Here is a 21,559-nt window from a genome sequence, read left to right as displayed (position 1 = left end):
CATTTGGAGAGAAAATGAGTACATAAATGGCGGGTTATCGTGCCGTCCACCCGCCGTCTACGGTTAGCATAGAGCCGACCATATAACTGGAAGCATCACTGGCAAGAAAAATAGCAGCTCCCTGAATTTCTTTTAACTGTCCCCAGCGTCCCAATGCCGTAGCACCCAAAACAATCGTTTTGGCTTCGTCACTGTCAGCAATCGGGATATTCATATCGGTCAAAAAAGGGCCCGGACATATTGCGTTCACCATGATATTGAAAGGCGCCAGTTCAAGCGCCAACGCCCTCGTCATTTGCACGATTGCGCCTTTGCTGGCGGTATAAGGAGTGCGATTGGCAAGTCCAACCAACCCCAGCGTACTGGCAAGATTGATTATCCGCCCGCTTTTTCTTTGTTTCATAAAAGGTGTTACCGCCCGCGAACTAAGCCAGGTTCCGTTGACATTCACCTGCATCACCTGATTAAAGTCGTCATGGGATATTTCATCAATCGGCCCACGAATATTGATACCCGCGCTGTTGATCAGAATATCTATTTTCCCAAAAGTATTGACCGCCATTTGCGCCATCACTTCCGTCTCAGCCTGACTGGTTATATCGGCACCGAAAGTCACCACTTTGGTACCGAAATCCCGTCTCAGTTGCTCGGCCGCGATATTCCCTTCCTCGACATTTCTGTTTACAAGCATAATGTCTGCGCCGGCAGAAGCCAGTCCGGCCGCCATCGCGTAACCCAGCCCGCGGGAGCCGCCCGTGATGACAGCACTTTTTCCTGTCAGATCGAATTGTTTAATGCCGGGAAGAACCGAGTTGCTCATAAACTGAATGACTCCGGATTAGTATTGATGAAAACCCTGCGAAACAAATTCCAGTACACTCGGCAGCGAGGTGCGCCAGTAAGTCCAGTTGTGAGCCCCGTCGCGAATCCTGAACTCATGCGGAACTTCCTTTTTACGCAGCGCAATATGCACAAGACTGTTCCCTTCAAACAGAAAATCATCGTCGCCGCAATCGATATACCAGCGCACTGCTTTTTTCTGCGCATCCGGAATTTTATCGATTAATGCCAGCGCACTATGCCGGTTGTAGTAATTGCTTACCGTCGAATCGGCAATATTGGGGTTATTTCTGATCAGGTTTTTCCGGGCATCCTCCAACGTAATCGGTCCCGTTGATGCGCTTAGCGGACAAGCCGATGAAAATAATTCCGGATGATGCAGGGCATACATAAAACTCCCGCCACCGCCCATAGACAAACCGGCAACGGCGCGATAGCGCTTATCTGTTTTAATACGGTATTTTTTCTCGACAAAAGGCATCAGTTCCTGAAAGAAAAAGTCCTCGTAAGGCCAGTCGCCTTTTACGTCATTGAAATAACCTCTCCGGCCGGTATCGGCATCCGGCATGACAATAATCATCGGTGTCGCCGATCCGTCACGGATCGCTTTATCGGTAATATTCAATACCTCGCCAAACTGAACCCAGCCCGTGTGGTCGTCACCGGCACCATGCAGGAGATAAAGAACAGGATAACTTCGTTCCGATGTCGCATAATCAGGCGGTAAGTAAATCGCAAATTTCCTTTCTGATTTCAGTAATTTACTGGGAAGTGAAAGATTATCGAGTACTTTCCCCGACTGGGCAAAAACACAGCTAACCAGCAAAACAAACAACAGGGTAAAATGAACGGTTTTCATATGCGCCGGAATAATTTTGAGTTTACCCACAAGTAAGTTCAAAATACGGCCAAACTACTGGCAAAAAAGCATTTAAAAGATTTTTAAGGTTACTTATTCGTCGCCCGGCTTCGCTCCCTGCGACCGCAGATAACTTATAATGGCCGTATTTTCGAAATACATTGCCCAATCCAGCGCAGTTCCGTGATAAATGGTATCCTTTAAATCCAGCCGCGCTCCCGCCTCAACCAGTAACCTGACGCAGTTTTCGTGACCGGAAATAATGGCCTGATGCAAAGGCGTAGAAAACATATGTGCACCTTCGGGATTATAAAGACTTGGATCCAACCCAGCATCCAGTAAAAATTTCAGAGCTGCCGCGTGCCCGTGTTGCGCTGCAAAAGCAAGCGCTAAATGTTTTTGCCTGCTGTCCGACAGTGGAATAAGTTTTGCCACAAAATTCGTTCGTCCTGTCGCGGCGGCGGCTGGCAAATCGATCACTGCACCTTTTGCTATCATCGACTCTACCGCCTCAAACTCCCCATGCGCCAACGCGGCTGTCATGGCTCCGTCGGGATTTGCGCCATAACTACAAAGCAAGTCAATTAACGGAATTTGCACCTTGAATTCACGCGGTACCCGCCCGGAACAAACCAGTCCCAGCGTATAATCAATCTGGTCGGCGTTATTTTTTGCACCCGCTTCCAAAATAACCCGGGCTACCTCTACGATATTCTCAGGCAGCCTGTCGTGGCGCACGGGATTTTCGGCGACGAATTCCAGCAGACCCGGATTTTTGAAATAACCCTCTTCGTCAAACAAAATCCTTTGATACACCAATTCCGGATTTTGAGTCAGATATACTTTCAGTCCGTCGGCATCTCCGGCATCCAGCAAATCCACTGCACTCCGAAATTTACCGTCGGTAATACGTTCATGATATGGTTGGGTTTCCATCCGTGGTCATTTGATAAGTCCAGACAAGGAACAAAAAGCTGTTAGCTAACACGAAGTTAACAAAGTCATTTTCGTTGACCGCAGACTTCTAAAAAAAGAAAGTCCGGATTTCTCCGGACTCTTCTGTGTTGATTCGAAAAAGTAAAACTGCCTGTCACTTAACAGCCGACAATTTGCTTTCGTCGTCAGCAATTTTGCTTTTCAAAGACTCTATATTTTTTTTCAGACTTGCCAGATTATCTTCTGCCCTTCTCGCTTTTTTAGCATCACGTTCCGCCGCATTCGCACTCTTACGAGCACTTTTTGCAAGCTTTCTATCCTGCGCATTGCCACTTAGTTTGGCCGCCATTTTGCCATTTTCATCCGCAGATTTCTGCGCCTGCTCGGCAGTCTTGGTTACCTCAGCCGTTTTTTCTGCCAATTGATTTTCATATTTGGCCAGTTCCAACTTGCGATCGGTTAATTTCTTGCTTATTTCCAGCGATTCTTTTTGTTGTTTCAAGACATTTAATGAATCCTTTGATACCACCTGTGCTGATAGAGAAAGGGATATAAGCATCATTCCCAGCGTGTTGACAATCCATTGCATTTTCATAATCATCATAATTAATTGTAAATCAATAATTTCAGTAGTTCGCAAAAACCATGCCGACTACGAAGTAATTTACAAAAATTATAGAATATATTCTTGATTGCAACAAGTTCTTATCCGGTGACAAATAAATCCAAATAATGCTGTGAAGATTCCAGAATTCCGCCGCTTTGTTCAAAGAAAGTCTTGTCGGTCAAATAAATTCCTTTATTCGTTTGCGTCCAGTTTGCACCGGCTTTGGGGTGATAACTCATCAATCTATCCCAGTTTTTATAATATTGATGACCATTCGTTTCCTGCAAACCGATAGCAATATCCGGAAAGGGAGATAAGCGTGCTGCAACCGACTTGTTCCAGTCTACCAGAATGGGATTAACCGTAAGATCGGCACAGAAACAGGGGATTTTCCTCTCGTGCGCCAGTTGGGTAATTTTCATCGTCATGCTCAAAGTCTTCGCAATGGCTTTCACGATCATCACTGAATAGCCCTGCTCCATCCTTTTGGCAGCATCTTCAACCGTATGCGCACTTTCGTCGGCTCCGATCCGCACACCTACATCACCCACAAAATCATTGTTATCTTCTCCCAAAGGCTCCTCGATCACGGCAATCTGTTCAAGTCCACCAATCTTTTTCATGTGATCAATAAAACGCAACAGCGTTTCCTTTTTTTCGTAACGCCCGTTGGGATCAATGTAATAAGGGATCTTGCCATTTTTGGTATAAGGCGTTTCATAATGCCCGATCGTTTTATGAACTGCAGACATAAAAGCCATGTCCTTTTCAAGCATTTCCGCCTGCGTTCCGGCCGATCCTGTTTTCAGTTTCATGATAAAATAACCTTCATCGGCAGCCGTTTTAATTTTTCCGGTATCGGTACCTACGGCAAACGAAGGAATGCTGGCAACTTTTTCGTGACGATAACTAAGACTGGGTTTGTAAGCAGCCGGTATCATTTCGTCAAACGTTTTCATTTTATTTTCTGCCGCATACAGAAGCCAGGCCGCATTGTCGACACTGACGAGCGCGTTCAGCGCAAAAGTTTTCCGAAGATCTGCATTGCCTGTAATCTTCTTCCCGTAAGCCAAAACTTCCGGCAACAGTTGATCCAGCAGCGCAACCGGATCTGTAAAAGTGGTTCCTTTCATCATTTGCAAAGCCCGCTCAGTCATTGCATACATGAGCGCATTTCCAGCACTTTCCGAATGCCCCGCCGCTACTTTCGAATCCGACCAGAGCACGCCCTGGGTTGCCAAACCGACTTTCCTGATCCCGGAATCAGATTCCAGATAGGCAGCGGTTTGCCAGCTTTCGGTAATCTGGCTGCCCTTAAAACGGTAAGGGTTGAGTGCCTCCCGTTCAAAATTGGCACTGACATTTTTTATACGAACCGGATTTTTTACCGTATTGCCTGCATTCATTTCTTTTAAATTTTGCCCAAAATCTGTTAAACCCAAAGTCGCCAAGGCGCTGGTGTACTTTACAAAATCACGCCGGTTTATCGGACTTTCGCTATCGGAAAGGATGTTCATGGATATCAAATAGTTGATCAGATCAGGAATTGTAAATAACTCCCTAATCTTAAAGCACCGGCGCGTCCGGTTATAACCTGATCATTTTTAAAAGTTATAACATTCGGCAAAACGAAAAAGCGCGGAGCTGTCAAACACCCCGCGCTTTTCTTATTATTTCATCTGTTTTAAACCGCTATTTCAGAAGGAACAGTGATATACTCGAACGATGGCCCGATCGTGTACCCTTCCTTGCCCGGAAACGGTGTCGCACACAATTTTTCGGCAGTCAGTTTGAGGTCGTACATAATCCCGATGGTATTATCCAGCCCGGCAGGATCGCCGTTGAAAGTCTTATGCAACCCTTGCAGCAAAGAAAAATAGCTGGTATTGAACTGCTTCATCCTGTTCCATTCCTCGCTGCCCGTGGGTAACATCGCAATTTTGGTATTCGGGAACAGCGGATAAACGTCATCCGGATTAAAAGGAATATCAGGCCCCGAAAACGAAAATCCGTTTGGCGCCGTATCATCCTTGATCAGTTTTTTACCTTTAAAAAGTTCTTCAAAACGATAATAATGCGCTATTTCACCATCCTGGTCCAACGGAGAAATGGAGGTTCCTTCGCCCTGTTCCACGATGATGTTGATCGCATTCACAGCATCGTGTCGTGTGTAAATCGGGAAAAGCAATGCGGGATCAAAAAATGCAGAAGTCACTTGTTTGCTTTTATCCCCCGGCAATTCAATAGGCGCTATTTCTTCTATTTTTTGTTGCAAAGCAAGGTAAAACTGCCCGATGGTACTGAAATCCTGCGTAGCAGCCAGCGAAAAAGACTTGAAAACCAGTGGATTTTCCGGCTCTTCTATCTCCATGAATACATTTTTCACACAGGCTTTTGAATATTTTTCCAGTCCCACGATCAGGCCGTTCCCTATTCCCATGGGTAGCGGACCGGGATATTCCGGTACAAAATCGCTGTTACTGATATAAGGCTGCCCACCCAGGGCATTCAAAATATTTGCGGCGATGGTCATGTGCATCATTTCTTCAATCACAATGGAATGAATGATCTTTCTGTCTTCCAGGTTTTTCCCCGGTTTGATGGAAAACATTGCCGTCAGGTAAGGCGGGATGGTTGAATGCTCCAGTTCGATGGCATTTTGAAGCAATGGATACAGCTCTTCCAACTCCTCGGACTGCTGCACCTTTTGTATGAATTTTGAATCTATTTTAAGCATTGTGAGGATTTTTCTAACGGTGGATCATAAATTTTCAAACAAGTTATCTGTCTTGGGAAAGCCCGGAAATGATCCGTTTTTAGCTTTGACAGCCTCTTTGTACTTCATCTGTTTTTCGGACAATGCCGTTCCCACTGCAACCGGATTTTCCGATTTGGGTTTTTCGGCAATACCCTTCAGACTGCTGGTGCGGGTTAACACCGGATCCTTTAACCAGTTGAGAATGGTCTGTCTTTTGGGAGCCGACAAATCTCTCGTCACAGGCATGTGCATGGTATCTTCCATCGGACGGGAAAAAGCGAAAATCAGAATGTTCTTTTTCTGAATCAGGTCTTCCGGATCCGAAAGGTTCACCACATATTTACTCATGATCGGATACAGATTGCTATACTGGATCATCATGTCAGAAATATCCGACCAGACCGGTTTCTCGATCACTTCAAAGTAATCACGCAAATGAAGCACGACCGACTCCGTCCCGAAAGCCGGGTCAACCGTGTTCAGCTGATAATCGATCGTGTAGACCTGTCCATCAATATAATGTCTCGGACTGTGGATTGCATTTCCGGTCAGCAGCATTTTTGCTGTTCCTTTTTCACAGGTTGTGATCTGTGACTGAAACGTTATCCCATCAATCGGATAATTATTCCCGTAAAGCTCGGAAATCGGGTTTTGGGGACCAATCGGAGTGTCTGGCGTCGGAGCTTCCAGGGTAAGCGTGATGACATTATTGGCAAGCGGTTTCCCCCACTGAAATGCATAAAAATCTATTTCCACAGAGTCGCCATCATCCAGCCTCTGCACAAAATCATCCGCTCTCACAAAAAGTCCGTCGACCGATTCACGGGCGATGATCGCATACTGCCCCGTCTGGGCGGCAGATGGCGTAAGCACCAGCAACTGATTATCAGCCAACGCATTTATAGTTTCGTCGGATAAATTATTAAACGAAACGATACCGCCGGTTTGGTTCAGCCAGTCAGGATCCGACTGGTAATTCAACGGCCCGATCTCTGTAACATCATTTGGACTAATATAGAAAACCGGAGCGTCTTTGGTGGCGGCATAATTCAACGGAATTTTGCTTACTGCCAGGATCAATGTCTGATTAAAATTGATGGTTCCGATGGAATTGGCAACCGGAAAGCTGGCACCAAAATCGATGGAAAGCCGCTTGTTATCCGCTTCAACAAGAAAGTTGGTATTGTTCAGATAGGTCGATCGAATGCCGCTGTTGTAGTTGATCCCGTATAGGCGTCGGTATGGAGCAAAGGTCGTTGGTTCACCTTCAAAATAAGGCCCGATCGATCCGATGATTCTGCCAAGCGAAAACCTGCCGTCGTTGTGCGCGTAATAATAACCGAAAGGATTCAGGTTTATGGACAACTTATCCCCCTGCGTAGTCGCCCTGAGTTGTTTTAAAAACGGCGAAGAATCCGCCAGTTCTCCCCAGGTAATATTCGTCAATGTAGAATTCCAGGTGGCACCAAGCGGCTGTCCGTTGCTTTTACCCCCATCCAGTTGTCTCAGCTGAAGATCCCGGAAGCAGGTTGTTTTGATATCACCTTTAAAAAGCAGCTCATTCTGTGCGGTGCAAATCCTTAGCTGCACACACCATAAGGCCGACACCATCTGCGCATCAGGATCCAGATCGACCATTTTTCCGGTCGGGCGGCCTTCCGCGCCTACAACAAGCTGACCGATAATGATATCCTGCGACGAGTCGGCCTGTGTCGTTCCATCCGGCAGAAAAATCTGACGAACAGCACAATTCTGAAAATCAAAAACAGCGCCTCCTTCCGGGTTCCACCATCCATTGGTGGCTCCTTTTCCGGGCTCCTGAAAATTGGGTTTAAAAGTGGCATTGTTGTAGTGAGCGGTGTCGTTGTTTACCGTACTGACGTCCGAGAGGAAATCGCCGGTAAACACGAGCCGCGGCGCGTGCAAATAAGACATGGTGAATTTATTTATTATGAGGGATTAATTTTCAGTATTCCAGATGATAAAATGCTGCAACCATTGATCGTCACACTTTTTGTATATCCAAAGTATCCTGCCTACTTCGGATGCCTTTTCTCCGGTTGTTTTGTCGGTAGTAGTCTGATGATAGACATCCCATTCATAGGCAAGATCTTCCCTGATTTCGATATCCTGAGATACGTAACTGATCTGAATGGTAAAAGCATCAAACCAGGATTTAAGGAAATCCACGCCACCGGCTTTGGTATTGATGACGGGAGATCCCGGCGCAATGACCGTAAGATCATCCGCCAATATGGATGCCATCAGCTGTAAATTGCCGGTATTTTCAGCTTCCTGGACAATGAGCCGCAGCTTATCAATTTTTTCTTTTTCATCTTGCATGTTCATGGGTGTGAAGTTTTAGGTAACGCATGGTATCCGACTGATATCGAAGGAGTCACCAAAATCATGTTGTCAAAACAGGACTTTTGCAGACCTTACCAATAAGAAAGCAAGATGAAAGAACTACTCCAATATTCTACATTGAATGTAGAATTTATTTTACTAAACTTATTTAACGGTAAAGTACAACCTTTGTTATGCGATAATCCAATACCGAAACAAGCAGAGATCTGACTGGGAGCGGAGCGTCATAACAAAAAAATCCTGATCGCTGGGCAATCAGGATTTGAATATTCTCGTCACCTATCCGGCAATAGCGGAAAACTATTTTATGCCTGATATTCAGTCTTTCGGCAGCATTAATTTAAACTGCAAATAACCATCGCCTGCGACTTATCGCGCATTGGGGATTTTGTCTGTGCTTTGTAATTTGCACCGGAAGTCAAAGGATTAATAACGCTCATTTGCTCACTTTTTCTTTTCTCGATGACTGTTGAAGGGCGTGAAGCATACTTCGGTGTCCGGGCTTGTCCACTTTCAAAAGATTGCTTAAAAGATTGCCTTGTCAAAACAATATACTGATCGGTAAAACGAGCCTTTGCGGCTTTGTCGGGCATCTTGTAGTTATGTGAAGAGATTCCCGGATCGGATAAATTCTGAGCCTGGGATTGTACAGAAAATAAAACACAGGCTCCAATCGCCATGGTTTTAAAAATACATAATTTGAACATTACAACGATTAACTTTTAAGGATATAGGAATTTAATAATTGCACAAATGTACTTCCGGGTATTTATCAAACGCTATTTTTTTCAAACAAAAAGATATAAAATTCAAACATTTAATAAGCGAAAATTTTAGAATCTTGGCTGATTTATTTTTGCTTTTGAAATGATTACATTTCAGTATATCAAAAGTTACAAATATTATTTTTATTCCAAAAAACACACTTAAAGTAATCTGATATTATTTTGCACTTTAAACAACTTCCAGCAATCACCCCTTCCCCTCTCTTTCCCGGGAGACGAACAAGCACATTTTAAATATTATAAAATTCAAATAATAAATCCAACTAAACAACGTGTTTTCAGCGTAGTTTTATAAAAGGATGAAACAAAAAAAGAGCTGTTTTCACAGCTCTTTTTTTGTACTAAACCAGGCAATGTTAAGTCGCCAGCGGTGGCCCTGACGGGATCATTATTTTTTCCCGTTTCGACTTAAACGTATGACGTTTCGCAGTAAATTTCGCGGTCATGTATTCACCCATGTAAACCGATCCGGTGATGGTATCGTCTTTCACAGTACCCGAAAACATGAATGTAATGGCGTCTCCAAGCTGACGATCCGTACTTCTCATTTTTATCTCGTTTCCTTCCAGCGTTCCCTGCATTTCACGCACACTAAACTCGCCTTTATGCGAACCCACCAGCCAGTTTCCGTCCTGTTCGATAATCAGCGACTGCTTGCTGGTGCTTGAAAAAAACTCAACTTCCATATCCCAGTGCCCTTTAACCGAAGAAGAAGCCGCTGCCATATCTGTTTTTTGCGGCGCACGTTTCTGTGTCAAAACTTCATACAAACGATCTGAAACAACCTTATCGTCGCCAGGCTGCATTTGCCCGGTGGTGATAGAAACAAAAGTAGCGCCATCGCGGGTACCGCCGCCGAGTGCAATACGTGGCTTTGTTCTTCCAAAAAGTTCTGCAATTTCTTCACCCGAAATATTCAGTTTGGCCGGATCCCAGGTGATTCTCAGCTGAGGTGTCCGGTTCGAAAGTTCTTTCGGTTCAACCACCGTTGTTTTCACACCGTCGATCGTTGCCATTTTTTTGGAAATATTATCCAGCCACAGCAGCCATCTTTTCCACTCCCCCGCATGGTCACGTTTTGTCCATGCTTCCACAGCAGCAATCATCCCCATCGTTTCTTCGCGGCCTACCTTGTTGTCGCGACCAGGGCCGTGATGTGGTGCACTGGCCTGCCAGGCAGACATCAGCAAATCCTTTCTGCCTAAAACCAGCCCGGCACATTGCGGACCACATAATGCTTTTCCGCCGCTGTAAATCACCACGTCCGCGCCCATTTTCAAATGAACATTAGGGATGGTAAGATCCTCAGCCGCAGCGTCTACCATAACAGGAACGTTTTTCTCCTTGGCTATTTTTGAAATCAATTCCAGAGACATCGGCCCACTCATCGACTCCTGCATGGCCATCAGATAAATCATGGCCGTACGGGAACTGATCGCGTTTTTCAGCTCGTCGATCGAATCAACCGTGATCAATGTCACGCCTATATTACGGAGTGCATGATCATAAACGTTGCGGGAATATCTTGGAATAATCACTTCCGTTTTATCAAAACCAGCCAGGTTCGGGATCCGTATCAGCTTTTCAGGATTACCGCCCGTAACACAGGCAGCAGTAACATGTTTCATCCCAGCGGCACATCCTGCCGAAACCATCCCCCATTCCGCACCGGTAAGTTCCGCAAGACGTTTTCCCGCCCCAAAAGCCAGTTCATCGTATTGTACAAAAACCTGCGCCGCAGCATCCATGGCATTTCTCACCTCCGGACGTTCAATGGAGCCTCCTATAATGGTAAACGTTCCTCTGCAATTGATAATAGGCTCCACACCAATAGCCTGGTAAATTTCCTTCCCGGCAGCCACCGCAGCACCGTTTGGTTCTGCCACAGGAGCTGACATTTTAGGAAGCATCACGCCTCCTGCGAGCGGGAGCAGTGATAAATCTTTAATAGCATCTCTACGATTCATTTTAATTAAATAAGAGTTTTAGGAATTTTTTCAAGGAAATATTAATCGAAATTTAATGCCGGTTTCTGCATCTCACAACACGATCCTGATATCGATTTTTCGGACAATCTTTTTATGCGGGGTCCGAATTATGCTTAAAGTATAATATTTTGAATAAAAAAAGCAAAACGGCTCATTGTATTGTTGTTTCGGCTAAAAACCGGACGAGTTTAACACTAAAACGGTTCTTAACCAAATATAATTAACCTTTTAAGGTAACGTTACCGGCAAGTGGAAGAGCTATCGAAAACAATGTAATATAGCGAAGTGTGTCCGGCAGGAAAACTGTCAAATTCACACATTTAGGCTTCGCCGGACCTTAGTAAAAATCACTCACGGTGAGTTTGACGAAAAAATTGCCTTTGTGATGATCCGACGCCGGAGATAGGGTATGCATGTAACCCGCCTGAAGTTTCGCGTTGATGATAATCACTTGAAGACCTGCACCGGCTGCGTACCAGGTTTTGGAATTTCCATCGTTGTATAACCTGACCATATCAAACAGCGCGACGGGTTTGATGGCATAAACATTGGCACGGTCGGCGAGAAAATTGATGGTTGGGCGAATATCCCGGTTCACGATATTATCGGCAATTTTCTCAGTTTCTTCGTTATCGGGCAAGCTGTCATTATCGATCAAATCGGATATAATGGCATTTTTTGTCGTTTCCACAACACCTTTCAATGCTGAGCGGAGCGTACTTCTGCGCCGTGCAGTTTCTGAAATAACGATATCGGGGATTAGCGGTCTGGCCCAGGCTCTGATAGGAATGGACAGATTGAGATTAATATGCCAGTAGGCACTCCCACCCTGCAAATACCCCAAAGGATTCCTTATCCCCCCTTCATTTTCTCCCAAACTCCGTACCGAGGGACCCGGCGAGTATCCCTGATTTCCCATACCTGACAAAGACTCATACATAAAGTTTCTTGCACCGTTTCCAGACCAGAACTGATTGTACAAAGGCACATTCCCCCAACTCAGCCCGCCACCGGCCAGCACTTCCATATCAATATTGTTATGCTCTTTACCAATGACGGTGTTATATCCCAAATTCGAGCTAAGCCGCTGATAAGACTTCCCGGACCCAAAGTTCTTGGGAAGGTTATCATCAAAATAAATACCAAACCGCGACATCCCCTGCCCTATCCGGCTATCTCCTATAAATGCTATTCTCAGCCCGCGCTCGGAAACAAACTGACGGGCCTGGTCTCCGAAGTCGTTCCGTGAATATCTGAAACCTGCATTGACAGCATATTTAGAGAACACCAGCAATCGACGGATTCCGGTTATTCCGGCATTTAGGCCAAACATATTTCGTGTACTCTCCTCTTTGCCCAACGGCAAAGACTGATGTCCGTAATAACCGCCGAGGCTCCATCCCAGATTTTTAACATTAAAATCCGACCTGTTGAGTTCGAAACCCGTACCGATATCATTGAAAGACTGGCTCAGCGATTTCCGTATTTGCAGTCCAAAATTCAAATGCCATAAGCCGTTATTTTTATTGCCGGAAGGTTTCCCCAAAACATGCAGCAGGTCGGTATTGGTCCGCACAAAAATTGCCGGGCCATAGTTTCTGTCATTGTAAAAACCGGCGATTGGGGCGGTAATTCTAAGTATGGGCGGAAGCTGCGTAAAAAAAACCGGTCGTGCGCTTCGGGGAATGGGTAGGATATTGTCGCCAATACTAACCAGATCTACACCAAGATAATAAGGGAAAATTTCGACGCTTACCTGACGGGACGTCGAGTCTGTCACAACGGGGCAAACTTTGGTATAGATATATAAAACAGAGGAAGACTGTTTGACAAACCGCATGAAAAAATTTTGCTCCGAACTGACAAGTGCTGTCCTGATTTCCTCTTGTGCCGGGCCCAGTCTTGCCGGATCAAACAACGTTTCAACCCCTATTATCTGCTCAGCTTTTTGTTGTAAAACATCGGGAACAAATCGTCCTTTTATCGAAACAGACCGCACGGTATAGTTCATGCTTGCCGTAATGGCATTGCACGAATCAGCCGCCTGTCCCGACGCGATGTTCGAAACCAGGAGTAAAGACAGGAAAATTTTCAGTACGAATCCGTTCCGAGACAACATTTTAAGCGCAGCTTTGAAACAGACACCATCATTTTCTACCATCATATCAGGAGGTCCGAGCCCCGGAAACATCAGGCATTGATTGCCTTTTTCATTGCCGCGTCAATAGCAGCCTGGTCTGCTTCGGTCGGTACCTGACCATCTTCTCCGAACGGCTTAACCAACGGATAGACATTGTCCCGGAACGCCCGCACCTGTGCTCTTTTCATGCCTTCGTCGGTAATTGCGGCAACTTTATCGATATCATTGGGGTCACCGGCCACAAACTCGACACTCACAATCTGATCAAAATCGCTCTCAGGCGTTTTCTTTTTATAGAGATCAAAAAGCAGCTTCCACACCTCTTCATTTTCAGCCGTGCAGGCTTTCTGAACTTCAATGGTAAACTTATATCCGGATTCGGGACTAAAAACCATAACCCGTAACAAAAAAGGAATGCATCTTTTGACGGTTTCGGGTGTTGTGATGTTTGTTGGCATAGTGATATCAAGTAAAATACTGTTTTACAAAAAAGTACAACCGACAAGAATTTCTTCCTGCCCTCCGGTTAACATGATAATCCTTTCGGCTGCCTTTTCTACTATCATGCATGAACCTGGCAGCTATCAAGTCTCCGTAAAATAACACCCAAACTTAATAGGAACGATGTGAAATCAGTTACAAAACCATCGCCTTTTTATTCAATGGTAATTTTCGGGTTTCCGATTATCTTTTTTTTTCAGGCTGCTCCGGATTTTCACCAGATCACTTTCCTCGGTTTGATTAACGAACAAAAAAAATCTGTCCGGAAAATGGATATTTCCGGACAGATAAATTCAAAACCGCTATGCTGCTGCTCAGCTCTTGCCAGCCTGTTTTTCAACTTCTTTGAAAACCCTCAGGAAGTTGCCTCCCCAAAGTTTTTTGATATCTTCTTCGGAGTAACCTCTTTTGATAAGCTCCTGCGTAATATTCGGGCCGTCGGCTACGCTGGCATAACCTTTCACTCCGCCACCGTGATTAAAATCGGCACTGAAACCTACGTGATCAATCCCGATCAGTTTAACAGCATGGTCAACCGAATTGAGATATTCGTTTAGCGTAGCATACTTCCATTCATTTCGGGAGAATTCCTTGTAAGCATCTTTAAACTTCCGGTATCCTGCCGAATCCAGTTTTTCTTTCGGGTTATCCTTACCCACCACCAGCCCAAGCGGCTCAAATATTTTCTTTTTGTAATCCTCCTTAAAAGCAGCCGTGTCTTTCAGATAAGCCGCAAACGCAACAATATGAACAACCCCGCCTTTGTCCGCAATCGCCTTTAACTCCGCGTCAGACAAATTTCTGGTATTGTCAACAATACTTCTAACGCCCGAATGCGAAGCAATAACCGGCGCTTTGCTCAGCGCCAGGGTCTGGTTTAAGGCATCGGTTGTCAGCTGAGAAACATCAATGATGACGCCCAAACGGTTTAAAATCGGAACAGCCTGTTTTCCAATGGCTGTCAAACCGCCAGCCTCATTGGGTTTGTCACCATAAGCTTCGCTAGGGCGCGACGAGTCCGTCCAGTCGTTATTTCCTGCATGCGCAAAACCAAAGAGACGCACACCCTTATCATAATAATGGCTGATCAGAGATGTATCCTTCCCAAGCGAAAGGGCATTGAGAAAACTTAACAAAATCCCGTGTTTCCCACCATCGGCAATCCGCTCGATGTCTTTGGTCGACTTTACGAATTCCAGTTTGTCCGGATGCTTATTGACAAAATCCTGAATGGTCGTTAGCTTCGAATCCACCTGTTTTCTCGCCAAAACAATATTTTCCGGAGTCCGGCGGAGCGGATCGGCAAAAAGAGCGAGCGTCGCGATATCCAGCTGCCCTTTTTCCAATTTGACCAGGTCAATCTGATCCAGCGTTTCGGTACCGGCGTCATTGCCTTCTGCGTCAAAGTCTTCGCGGATATCGATGTGCGGATCGATCGTGAGCGCAGCCTGATGAACTTTTGCAAAATCTTCCTTGGTAGCAGTTTCTTCCGCTTTTTTCTTGCACGAGAAGTTGAGCGACAACCCCAGAACAAGTGCTGTTACGATTATTTTTTTCATTTTTTATGGTGTTAAAAATCGGTCTCAGGATTGAGACCGATCAGTGATGTTGCTATTTGTTAATTGATGAAGATGTATTTTGTGTAAGCACGTTTTCTTCTTTTTTATCCATTTGCCGGAAAAGATGTCCCGTGCGTTTCTGTCCGTACTTCTCGTCCAGATTGATATTATATTTAAAATCGGCGCCAACAATAACCTCCCGGTCAACAAAATACCTGGACGATAACTCGATCGTATCGCCTTCTGAAACAATCAGATCAAAATAACCGTCATCGGCAGTCACTAAACCCTGGTGCGTACCTTTCACCATCACAATGATTCCACCTACCGGATTGCCGTTTTCGCTGGAAGTAATCGTCCCGATAATGCTTTTCTTTTGCGCAAAGGATGGCGCCGAAATCGCGACAGACAAAATGCCAAGTACTATGATTTTTCGTTTCATAACCGGATAATTAAGTATAAATCACTTCTTTTTAAACCTGTCGTCCGTAAGCGCTTCCAGAAACGAAACGACGTCATCCACTTCCCGGTCAGACAGATTAAGCGAGCTGCCCAGCGACAAATCCCGGTTGATACTGTTACTGATAAATTTGTCTGGTGTGTTGTAATATTGCACCACCTCACGCAATGTCCTGAACATCGCATTGTGCATGTACGGCGCAGTGACGGCCACATTACGCAATCCCGGCACTTTGAACATCCCGATATGCGAGCTATCCTTACTTATTTTAAACCGCCCGGTATCGGTCAATTCTTTCCCATTAAACAATCCGATACTTTTAAAACGGTCGGCTGTGAAGTCCTCTCCTGAGTGGCATGTAGCACAATTCGCTTTGCCGATAAACAATATACGTCCACGAATGGCCGATTCCGACATCGCCTTTTCATCGCCGTCCAGATACCGGTCGTAAGGCGTATCCGTCGTTTCCAGTGTTCTTTCAAATGCGGCGATCGCTCCTAAAAGATTTTTCTGGTTTACTTCTGTCTTAAATACCTTTTGAAATGCGGCGCTGTAAAAATCATGCTTCTTTAATCGCTCAACAGCCTGCTCAACCGGCAAATCCATTTCGTCGTGTGCAGAAAGCGGGCCAAGAATCTGTTCTTCAAGTGAAGAAGCCCTGCCATCCCAGAAAAAGTCTGTCCGCCCCGACAAATTGGTAAGCGCCGGACTATTCCTGGCCACACGTGTACCCTTATCACCAATGCTGAAAGCGGCAGTATCGGCAAATGCGAAAGCCGGAATGTGACATGAGGCGCAGCTGATCGCCTGCCCGCGCGACAAAACGGGATCAAAAAAAAGCTTTTCACCCAAGCCCTCTTTTGTTAAAACCTCCTCTTCTTTCTGAGCCTGAAAAGCCACAGTCAGCGTAAAGGCAAACCCACTAAGGATCACGATAAAAAATTTTCTTATCCTTAACATTTTAGAAAAAATTATTGATCAATTAACCTGAAAATTTTCCTGGAAAGGCACGCAGATTCCGTCTTTGTTATTGCATAGAAGCCCTTTGATGGTCCCTTTCACCAGCGCATCCTTTTTTACAATTTTAATCTTTTGACGAAATTCCGCCTTTTCAAGAAAATAGGTATAAGCCACATCCCAGGTCGGGTCAACGGTTTTTAAAGGAGAAACCGCCGTTATATCACCCAGCAACTTGTAATTCTCTGTGCCGGTAAATTTAAATTCTGTGGGCAGCGGACCGATATCACCCTTAAAATCGGACGAATACAATTTCCAGTCCTTGTTGATATCCGCCGAAAAGACCACCTCAATTTCATCGCCGGGCTTGACGCTGGTTTTTGAAACCGCAACTTTCCATTTCGAAATATCCTTTGTCTCCTGCGCATACACCGACGACGTGATGATCAGTAAAAAAACTATCAGTTTGTTAATCATGATGATGATCCGTGAAATAAGCGAAGCCAATAATTTCAGGTACAAAGCGATAAACAACTGCAAAGTACATCGTTTCCGGAGGCTTTGCAGTTGTTTCAAATTACAGCGTACCTAAACTTACACTCATATTATTTAGAACTCTTTGTTGCAGATGTTTTTGCAGAAGTAAATGTTGATGGTACTGGCTCAGCGATCAACTCGTCAAGATCCTTGTTCCACTTTTTCACATACTCCGTATAGTAATCACCGGTAATGGTTCCGGTATATCCTGTATGGATCTGGCGAACTTCTCCTTTGCGGTCAATCAGGATGGTTGTCGGGAAAGCCATCATGCGGTTAAGGGCAGGAAGTTTTTCAGATGCTACTTTTTTATCAGCAATACCGCCGAAAAGAACATCATACTCAATTCCATACTTTTTCTTCAAAGTACCCAGGGTATATTTTGCGTATTCAAGATCGTCTTTTTGCTCAAAACCGATCGCAATCGCTTCTACACCACGTGCTTTGTTTTCTTTAAACCATGGTGATAAAAATGCAGTCTGGTCTGTACAGTTCGGGCACCAGGTACCTACAATTTCGACGATTACAACCTTTCCCTTATACTTGTCATCGCTTAATGAAACCTGCTTTCCGTTCAGGTCAGGCAGTGTAAAATCAAGCTTGGTATAACCTTCTTTCAGATGCGTAAGTTTGTATGGATCAGGCAATTCCGCCAGCGCGTTTTTAGATCCCTCAAACTTTGTGTTGTCATAAATACCGGAGCTGATCACGCCTGTAATCGAACCGTCTTCATTGATTTTCCCTTTGTAAACCCTTGGGTTTGGGCCAGAGAAATGTGACAGCACAAATTCATCGCCTTCCACAACGCCTTCCAGCTCACGGCTATCGCCCACGGTCGACATCACCACGCCGGTAAGTTTATTCCCTTCCTGTTTCAACAGGGCCACGTTGTCAGGCATTTTTGCTTTACTGTAAACCTGTAAATCCCATTTTCCGGTTAAGTTATGTTTGGTCGGCTGTTCTTTTCCTTTTTCTACAAAACGGTAGTCTTTGCCATGCTCAGCAGAGAAAGGCAGGGAGCTTCCCCGGAAACCAGGAACCAGGCTTCTGTATTCTCCGGTAATTTTTCCATCTGACTCCACATTGGCCACAAGAGCGGCATCATACGTGTTCATTTTGACGAAAATAGAGTCACCGCTCAGTTTTGTCACCTTAAAATCGTCCCTTCTCGTTCCGTTCAAAAGCGTCAGGATCGGATGGTCTTTATCTTTATTGTTGTATTCAAAATTAAATGGAATGTGCGTTTCGCTGATCACGAATTCACCACGCCAAATCCCCTGTTTCGGCGCTTTTGCACTCGGTTTATCATCTCCTGCATTTGCATAACTGCTTAAAATGGTGGCGCCTGCCAAAGCCACGGCTTTAATCTGGTTGTTGATTTTCATACAACTTGATTTTGTTAAGTTTTGAAATAATAGTTAACTATATGCCCTACGGAACTGCTCCGAAAGAACTCTTACTGAACCGGAAACATTTGCAGGATTTTTTCCGATAATACGTTAACTAATCAAAGGTGGTTTTTAATCAGTCGTCTCTTAAACGTTTGGCAAATATAAAGCGTGGGAACAAGGTTACAAACAAATTGTCTATTAATTTTATAGACTTAATAGAATAAATCCGGTTTCGTACCACCAAATCTATTGCAGGGAAGTTTTAGCCCTCCTACTTTTGCAGCTATTCGAAACTTCACTTACCAAAATTATGTCCGTTACAGAAATACCCACTCCGTCTTCCGGCTGGAAGATCTATGAAAAAATTGCCGTCAGAACCGCACTTATTTATGCCGTCATAAGCACCATTCCATTCACCCCCGAGTTTTATTTACAGGATTTCAATGCAGGATTTAATGTGAATTCCTACGCATTTCGCTGGCTTGATGTTATTTCTCAAAACAAGCCCTGGTTTTTCGCCAGTCAGGAAGGCAAGAATTATACGGGCTGGTTTCTCACGGTACTTGTGTGTTTTGCGGCCGGTTTTATCTGGAATATTGTTGACAAAAACCGAAAAAATTTTGAAAGCCTGTACTACTGGTTTTACGTCGCGGCGCGATACGGCATTGCGCTGCGGATGTCCTGGTTTGCCTGGGCGAAGGTGTTTCCCGTTCAGATGCCCTTTCCGACGATCAGCCAGTTAAACACGAATCTGGGTGATTTCACGCCTGGTAAACTGTACTGGCTTACCACCGGCGTTTCTCCCTTTTTCGAAGTTTTTGCCGGCGTATTTGAACTGATCGCCACCCTGCTAATCATTTTCAGAAGAACAACCACGCTTGGAGCCATTATGATGGTTTCTATTTTGTTGCCGATCTGGTTTGTAAACATTGGTTATGATGCCGGTGTGGAGCTCACCAGCCTGCATATCCTGAGCCTTTCACTGCTGCTTTTGGTACGAGATGGCAGAAGATTCTGGGAAATACTGATCGAACACAAGGCGGTTGCATTGACCTACATTCCCAAAATTGTTTTCCCTGAACAGTGGAAAAATACGGCGCGACTTGTATTGAAAGGCAGCTTTATTGCCTTGTTTATCGTTTATCGTGGCTTTGGCTACGGCAATCTTTATGCGAGTGGAAAATCATTCAAGCTTCCGCTGGACAGTGGTCTCTCCGGAACCAACGGACTGTTCAGCGTATCAGAATTTAAGGTCAATAACCAGACCATTCCGAGTACTCCCGGAGATACCACACGCTGGCAAAATGTGGTGTTTGAAAAATTCAACAGCATCAGTGTAAAAATCGACAAACCGTTCAAACTTAACACCAAAAATTCCATTCGAACGACTGAATACTATGGTAACATCGGGCGATATTATTATGGTTATAAGGCCGATACGATCAATAAGATCTTTACGCTCAGCAACCGGGCCGATACGGCAAGCAAGTTAATTTTGCACTACGAACATCCTGACGACAAGCAGTTTGTGTTATCAGGAATCAATGAGCGTAAAGATTCGATTTATGTCGTTTTGAAGAAAATAGAAAAGAAATACCCGCTGGAAGAAAAACGGAAATATTAATAGAAGTTTTCTATAATAATAGGTTCCAAAGGCTGCATGTTATGCGCAGCGTTTGGAGCCTATTTCAATGTCAGAGCAATGGTTTTCACACACTCAGAAGTCACTCCGAGTGTGTCACAAATTACTTCCTCAGTAAATCCTTTCAAGAGCATATTTTTTACATATTCAGCCTGGGCCTTTTCAAAGCCTTTCTCAAAACCTCTCTTTTCACCCTTTTCAATCAACATATCATATGTGCTCATAATCTTATCTTTTAAAGCTTCCGGAATTGACTCAAATATCTCAATAAATTTTGGTTCGTCCGATTTATTAATCTGTAAAAAATAAACGATCAATAGCTCCAACAAATTTTCTGGAACGTCCCGCGTTTTGATGAATATTTTCGTTGCATTTTCTTCCAGCCAGGTATTCTGTTTAAAATGCTTTAAGGTTAACAAGGAAGCCGTAAGAAACTGGTTGGACAATGCTTCCAGCTGCTCATCGGACATCTCCCAAAGGTTATTATAAACATACGAAAAATTTGGAACATATTGATCAGGATCGGGATTGTTAAACAAACCGGATAAATCCTTGTATTCCCAGCGCTGCTCGCCGTGATAAAACAATATTGGAATGATAATTGATAACTTCTCACGGTTATCAAGCTGCTTTTGTAAACCAGAAAAAATATAACTTCCGAGCTGTATCGGGGTATATTTATCGATATAACTTTTGTGTTCAATAAGCAGCGAGACCTTTACCTGTCGTTCTCCCTCTTTTAATTTACAGGTAAAGACCACGTCCGAAAAGGACTCTTTCAGATGTTTTGAAATATAACTTTCTCCAGTCTGAACCAGCGTATCAAAGTCTAGCTTTTCTGTTACGAACGTCGGAAGGTAAGCCTTAAAATAATCTCTGGCAACCTCTTTATCAGCTAAAATACCACGAAAAAAGGTGTCATGCGGTGATTGTATTCTTCCCATGGAACGTCAAATTTATAATCTGTTGCTGCCTGTTTAAAGACTCCCAAAGGCCAATAAAGTCACCATGGGTTGGTGGCATTGTTCCCGATTTTCTCCGAAATAGTTATCCGTATTTTTGACAAACCGGAAATCTTGCGCTTACCTTTGCATCGTCTTACAATTACTACCTGCAAAGTAAATGTGGATTTATAAAGAAAGAGGGAGAGACAGGCTCATTGAACTCTTAGCAACTTTCCAGGGTGGAATAAGTGCTAACCTGCCTAAAATTTAGGAACTATAAATTTACAG

Annotated in this window: 19 protein-coding genes and 1 riboswitch; of the genes, 1 reads left to right on the top strand and 18 read right to left on the bottom strand. The window is 44.4% G+C overall.

All coding sequences use genetic code 11. The features are described 5' to 3' along the window. Positions 1-34 precede the first annotated feature (34 nt). The 17 genes from M1L62_RS23425 to M1L62_RS23345 form a co-directional block, all read right to left on the bottom strand. Positions 35-820: an SDR family NAD(P)-dependent oxidoreductase gene (locus M1L62_RS23425; protein WP_254562070.1), complete on the bottom strand. Its 786-nt coding sequence runs from the start codon at positions 818-820 to the stop codon at positions 35-37. 18 nt (positions 821-838) lie between these two features. Further along, positions 839-1,699, bottom strand: coding sequence for an alpha/beta hydrolase (locus M1L62_RS23420; RefSeq protein WP_254562069.1), 861 nt, complete (start codon positions 1,697-1,699; stop codon positions 839-841). Between the two features lie 93 nt (positions 1,700-1,792). Then, positions 1,793-2,635 (bottom strand): ankyrin repeat domain-containing protein, encoded by an 843-nt coding sequence (locus M1L62_RS23415; protein ID WP_254562068.1) that lies wholly within the window; start codon positions 2,633-2,635, stop codon positions 1,793-1,795. A gap of 154 nt (positions 2,636-2,789) precedes the next feature. After that, positions 2,790-3,230, bottom strand: a complete 441-nt coding sequence (locus M1L62_RS23410; RefSeq protein WP_254562067.1) for a hypothetical protein — start codon at positions 3,228-3,230, stop codon at positions 2,790-2,792. Positions 3,231-3,340: 110 nt separating this feature from the next. Next, complete coding sequence (locus tag M1L62_RS23405; RefSeq protein WP_254562066.1) at positions 3,341-4,759, bottom strand: enolase C-terminal domain-like protein; 1,419 nt, start codon at positions 4,757-4,759, stop codon at positions 3,341-3,343. A gap of 167 nt (positions 4,760-4,926) precedes the next feature. Further along, positions 4,927-5,979 carry a ferritin-like domain-containing protein gene (locus M1L62_RS23400; protein WP_254562065.1) on the bottom strand — a complete coding sequence of 351 codons (1,053 nt, stop codon included), beginning with the start codon at positions 5,977-5,979 and terminating at the stop codon, positions 4,927-4,929. Positions 5,980-6,003: 24 nt separating this feature from the next. Then, positions 6,004-7,935: a hypothetical protein gene (locus M1L62_RS23395; protein ID WP_254562064.1), complete on the bottom strand. Its 1,932-nt coding sequence runs from the start codon at positions 7,933-7,935 to the stop codon at positions 6,004-6,006. Positions 7,936-7,959: 24 nt separating this feature from the next. Beyond that, positions 7,960-8,349 (bottom strand): nuclear transport factor 2 family protein, encoded by a 390-nt coding sequence (locus M1L62_RS23390; RefSeq protein WP_254562063.1) that lies wholly within the window; start codon positions 8,347-8,349, stop codon positions 7,960-7,962. Positions 8,350-8,702: 353 nt separating this feature from the next. Then, positions 8,703-9,074: a hypothetical protein gene (locus M1L62_RS23385; RefSeq protein WP_254562062.1), complete on the bottom strand. Its 372-nt coding sequence runs from the start codon at positions 9,072-9,074 to the stop codon at positions 8,703-8,705. Positions 9,075-9,508: 434 nt separating this feature from the next. Continuing rightward, positions 9,509-11,119: an aminotransferase class V-fold PLP-dependent enzyme gene (locus M1L62_RS23380; protein ID WP_254562061.1), complete on the bottom strand. Its 1,611-nt coding sequence runs from the start codon at positions 11,117-11,119 to the stop codon at positions 9,509-9,511. A 358-nt stretch (positions 11,120-11,477) separates the two neighbouring features. After that, positions 11,478-13,304, bottom strand: coding sequence for an outer membrane protein assembly factor (locus M1L62_RS23375; protein ID WP_254562060.1), 1,827 nt, complete (start codon positions 13,302-13,304; stop codon positions 11,478-11,480). Positions 13,305-13,330: 26 nt separating this feature from the next. After that, entirely contained in the window at positions 13,331-13,738 is a 408-nt protein-coding gene (locus M1L62_RS23370; protein ID WP_254562059.1) for a hypothetical protein, read from the bottom strand. 357 nt (positions 13,739-14,095) lie between these two features. Next, positions 14,096-15,340 (bottom strand): dipeptidase, encoded by a 1,245-nt coding sequence (locus M1L62_RS23365; RefSeq protein ID WP_254562058.1) that lies wholly within the window; start codon positions 15,338-15,340, stop codon positions 14,096-14,098. A gap of 52 nt (positions 15,341-15,392) precedes the next feature. Continuing rightward, positions 15,393-15,782: a carboxypeptidase-like regulatory domain-containing protein gene (locus tag M1L62_RS23360; protein ID WP_254562057.1), complete on the bottom strand. Its 390-nt coding sequence runs from the start codon at positions 15,780-15,782 to the stop codon at positions 15,393-15,395. Between the two features lie 21 nt (positions 15,783-15,803). Beyond that, positions 15,804-16,760 (bottom strand): cytochrome-c peroxidase, encoded by a 957-nt coding sequence (locus tag M1L62_RS23355; RefSeq protein ID WP_254562056.1) that lies wholly within the window; start codon positions 16,758-16,760, stop codon positions 15,804-15,806. Positions 16,761-16,778: 18 nt separating this feature from the next. Continuing rightward, positions 16,779-17,333, bottom strand: coding sequence for a protein-disulfide reductase DsbD domain-containing protein (locus M1L62_RS23350; protein WP_254562055.1), 555 nt, complete (start codon positions 17,331-17,333; stop codon positions 16,779-16,781). 29 nt (positions 17,334-17,362) lie between these two features. Next, entirely contained in the window at positions 17,363-18,679 is a 1,317-nt protein-coding gene (locus tag M1L62_RS23345) for a peroxiredoxin family protein (RefSeq protein ID WP_254562054.1), read from the bottom strand. Positions 18,680-18,995: 316 nt separating this feature from the next. On the opposite strand from M1L62_RS23345, the gene M1L62_RS23340 reads away from it, so the two are divergent. Next, positions 18,996-20,309 carry a hypothetical protein gene (locus tag M1L62_RS23340; protein WP_254562053.1) on the top strand — a complete coding sequence of 438 codons (1,314 nt, stop codon included), beginning with the start codon at positions 18,996-18,998 and terminating at the stop codon, positions 20,307-20,309. A 59-nt stretch (positions 20,310-20,368) separates the two neighbouring features. Here the strand turns inward: M1L62_RS23340 and M1L62_RS23335 are convergent, their stop codons facing one another. Beyond that, the gene (locus tag M1L62_RS23335; RefSeq protein WP_254562052.1) at positions 20,369-21,271 is read right to left on the bottom strand and encodes an Rpn family recombination-promoting nuclease/putative transposase; all 903 of its coding nucleotides are present in this window, start codon (positions 21,269-21,271) and stop codon (positions 20,369-20,371) included. Between the two features lie 183 nt (positions 21,272-21,454). After that, positions 21,455-21,554: riboswitch (SAM riboswitch) on the top strand. The last annotated feature ends 5 nt before the right edge of the window (positions 21,555-21,559 follow it).

It is taken from the genome of Dyadobacter diqingensis (assembly GCF_024220585.1).
In the GTDB taxonomy this organism is placed as follows: domain Bacteria; phylum Bacteroidota; class Bacteroidia; order Cytophagales; family Spirosomataceae; genus Dyadobacter; species Dyadobacter diqingensis.
Note: the sequence above shows the minus strand (reverse complement) of the source record. Positions and strands in the feature narration are given on the sequence as shown.

Excerpts from the sequence above, each read along its gene's own strand:
- M1L62_RS23420 (WP_254562069.1), bottom strand. The coding sequence starts at position 1,699 with ATGAAAACCGTTCATTTTACCCTGTTGTTTGTTTTGCTGGTTAGCTGT.
- M1L62_RS23340 (WP_254562053.1), top strand. The coding sequence starts at position 18,996 with ATGTCCGTTACAGAAATACCCACTCCGTCTTCCGGCTGGAAGATCTAT.
- M1L62_RS23400 (WP_254562065.1), bottom strand. The coding sequence starts at position 5,979 with ATGCTTAAAATAGATTCAAAATTCATACAAAAGGTGCAGCAGTCCGAG.
- M1L62_RS23405 (WP_254562066.1), bottom strand. The coding sequence starts at position 4,759 with ATGAACATCCTTTCCGATAGCGAAAGTCCGATAAACCGGCGTGATTTT.
- M1L62_RS23335 (WP_254562052.1), bottom strand. The coding sequence starts at position 21,271 with ATGGGAAGAATACAATCACCGCATGACACCTTTTTTCGTGGTATTTTA.
- M1L62_RS23390 (WP_254562063.1), bottom strand. The coding sequence starts at position 8,349 with ATGAACATGCAAGATGAAAAAGAAAAAATTGATAAGCTGCGGCTCATT.
- M1L62_RS23375 (WP_254562060.1), bottom strand. The coding sequence starts at position 13,304 with ATGATGGTAGAAAATGATGGTGTCTGTTTCAAAGCTGCGCTTAAAATG.
- M1L62_RS23355 (WP_254562056.1), bottom strand. The coding sequence starts at position 16,760 with ATGTTAAGGATAAGAAAATTTTTTATCGTGATCCTTAGTGGGTTTGCC.
- M1L62_RS23370 (WP_254562059.1), bottom strand. The coding sequence starts at position 13,738 with ATGCCAACAAACATCACAACACCCGAAACCGTCAAAAGATGCATTCCT.
- M1L62_RS23380 (WP_254562061.1), bottom strand. The coding sequence starts at position 11,119 with ATGAATCGTAGAGATGCTATTAAAGATTTATCACTGCTCCCGCTCGCA.
- M1L62_RS23415 (WP_254562068.1), bottom strand. The coding sequence starts at position 2,635 with ATGGAAACCCAACCATATCATGAACGTATTACCGACGGTAAATTTCGG.
- M1L62_RS23365 (WP_254562058.1), bottom strand. The coding sequence starts at position 15,340 with ATGAAAAAAATAATCGTAACAGCACTTGTTCTGGGGTTGTCGCTCAAC.
- M1L62_RS23395 (WP_254562064.1), bottom strand. The coding sequence starts at position 7,935 with ATGTCTTATTTGCACGCGCCGCGGCTCGTGTTTACCGGCGATTTCCTC.
- M1L62_RS23345 (WP_254562054.1), bottom strand. The coding sequence starts at position 18,679 with ATGAAAATCAACAACCAGATTAAAGCCGTGGCTTTGGCAGGCGCCACC.
- M1L62_RS23410 (WP_254562067.1), bottom strand. The coding sequence starts at position 3,230 with ATGAAAATGCAATGGATTGTCAACACGCTGGGAATGATGCTTATATCC.
- M1L62_RS23360 (WP_254562057.1), bottom strand. The coding sequence starts at position 15,782 with ATGAAACGAAAAATCATAGTACTTGGCATTTTGTCTGTCGCGATTTCG.
- M1L62_RS23385 (WP_254562062.1), bottom strand. The coding sequence starts at position 9,074 with ATGTTCAAATTATGTATTTTTAAAACCATGGCGATTGGAGCCTGTGTT.
- M1L62_RS23425 (WP_254562070.1), bottom strand. The coding sequence starts at position 820 with ATGAGCAACTCGGTTCTTCCCGGCATTAAACAATTCGATCTGACAGGA.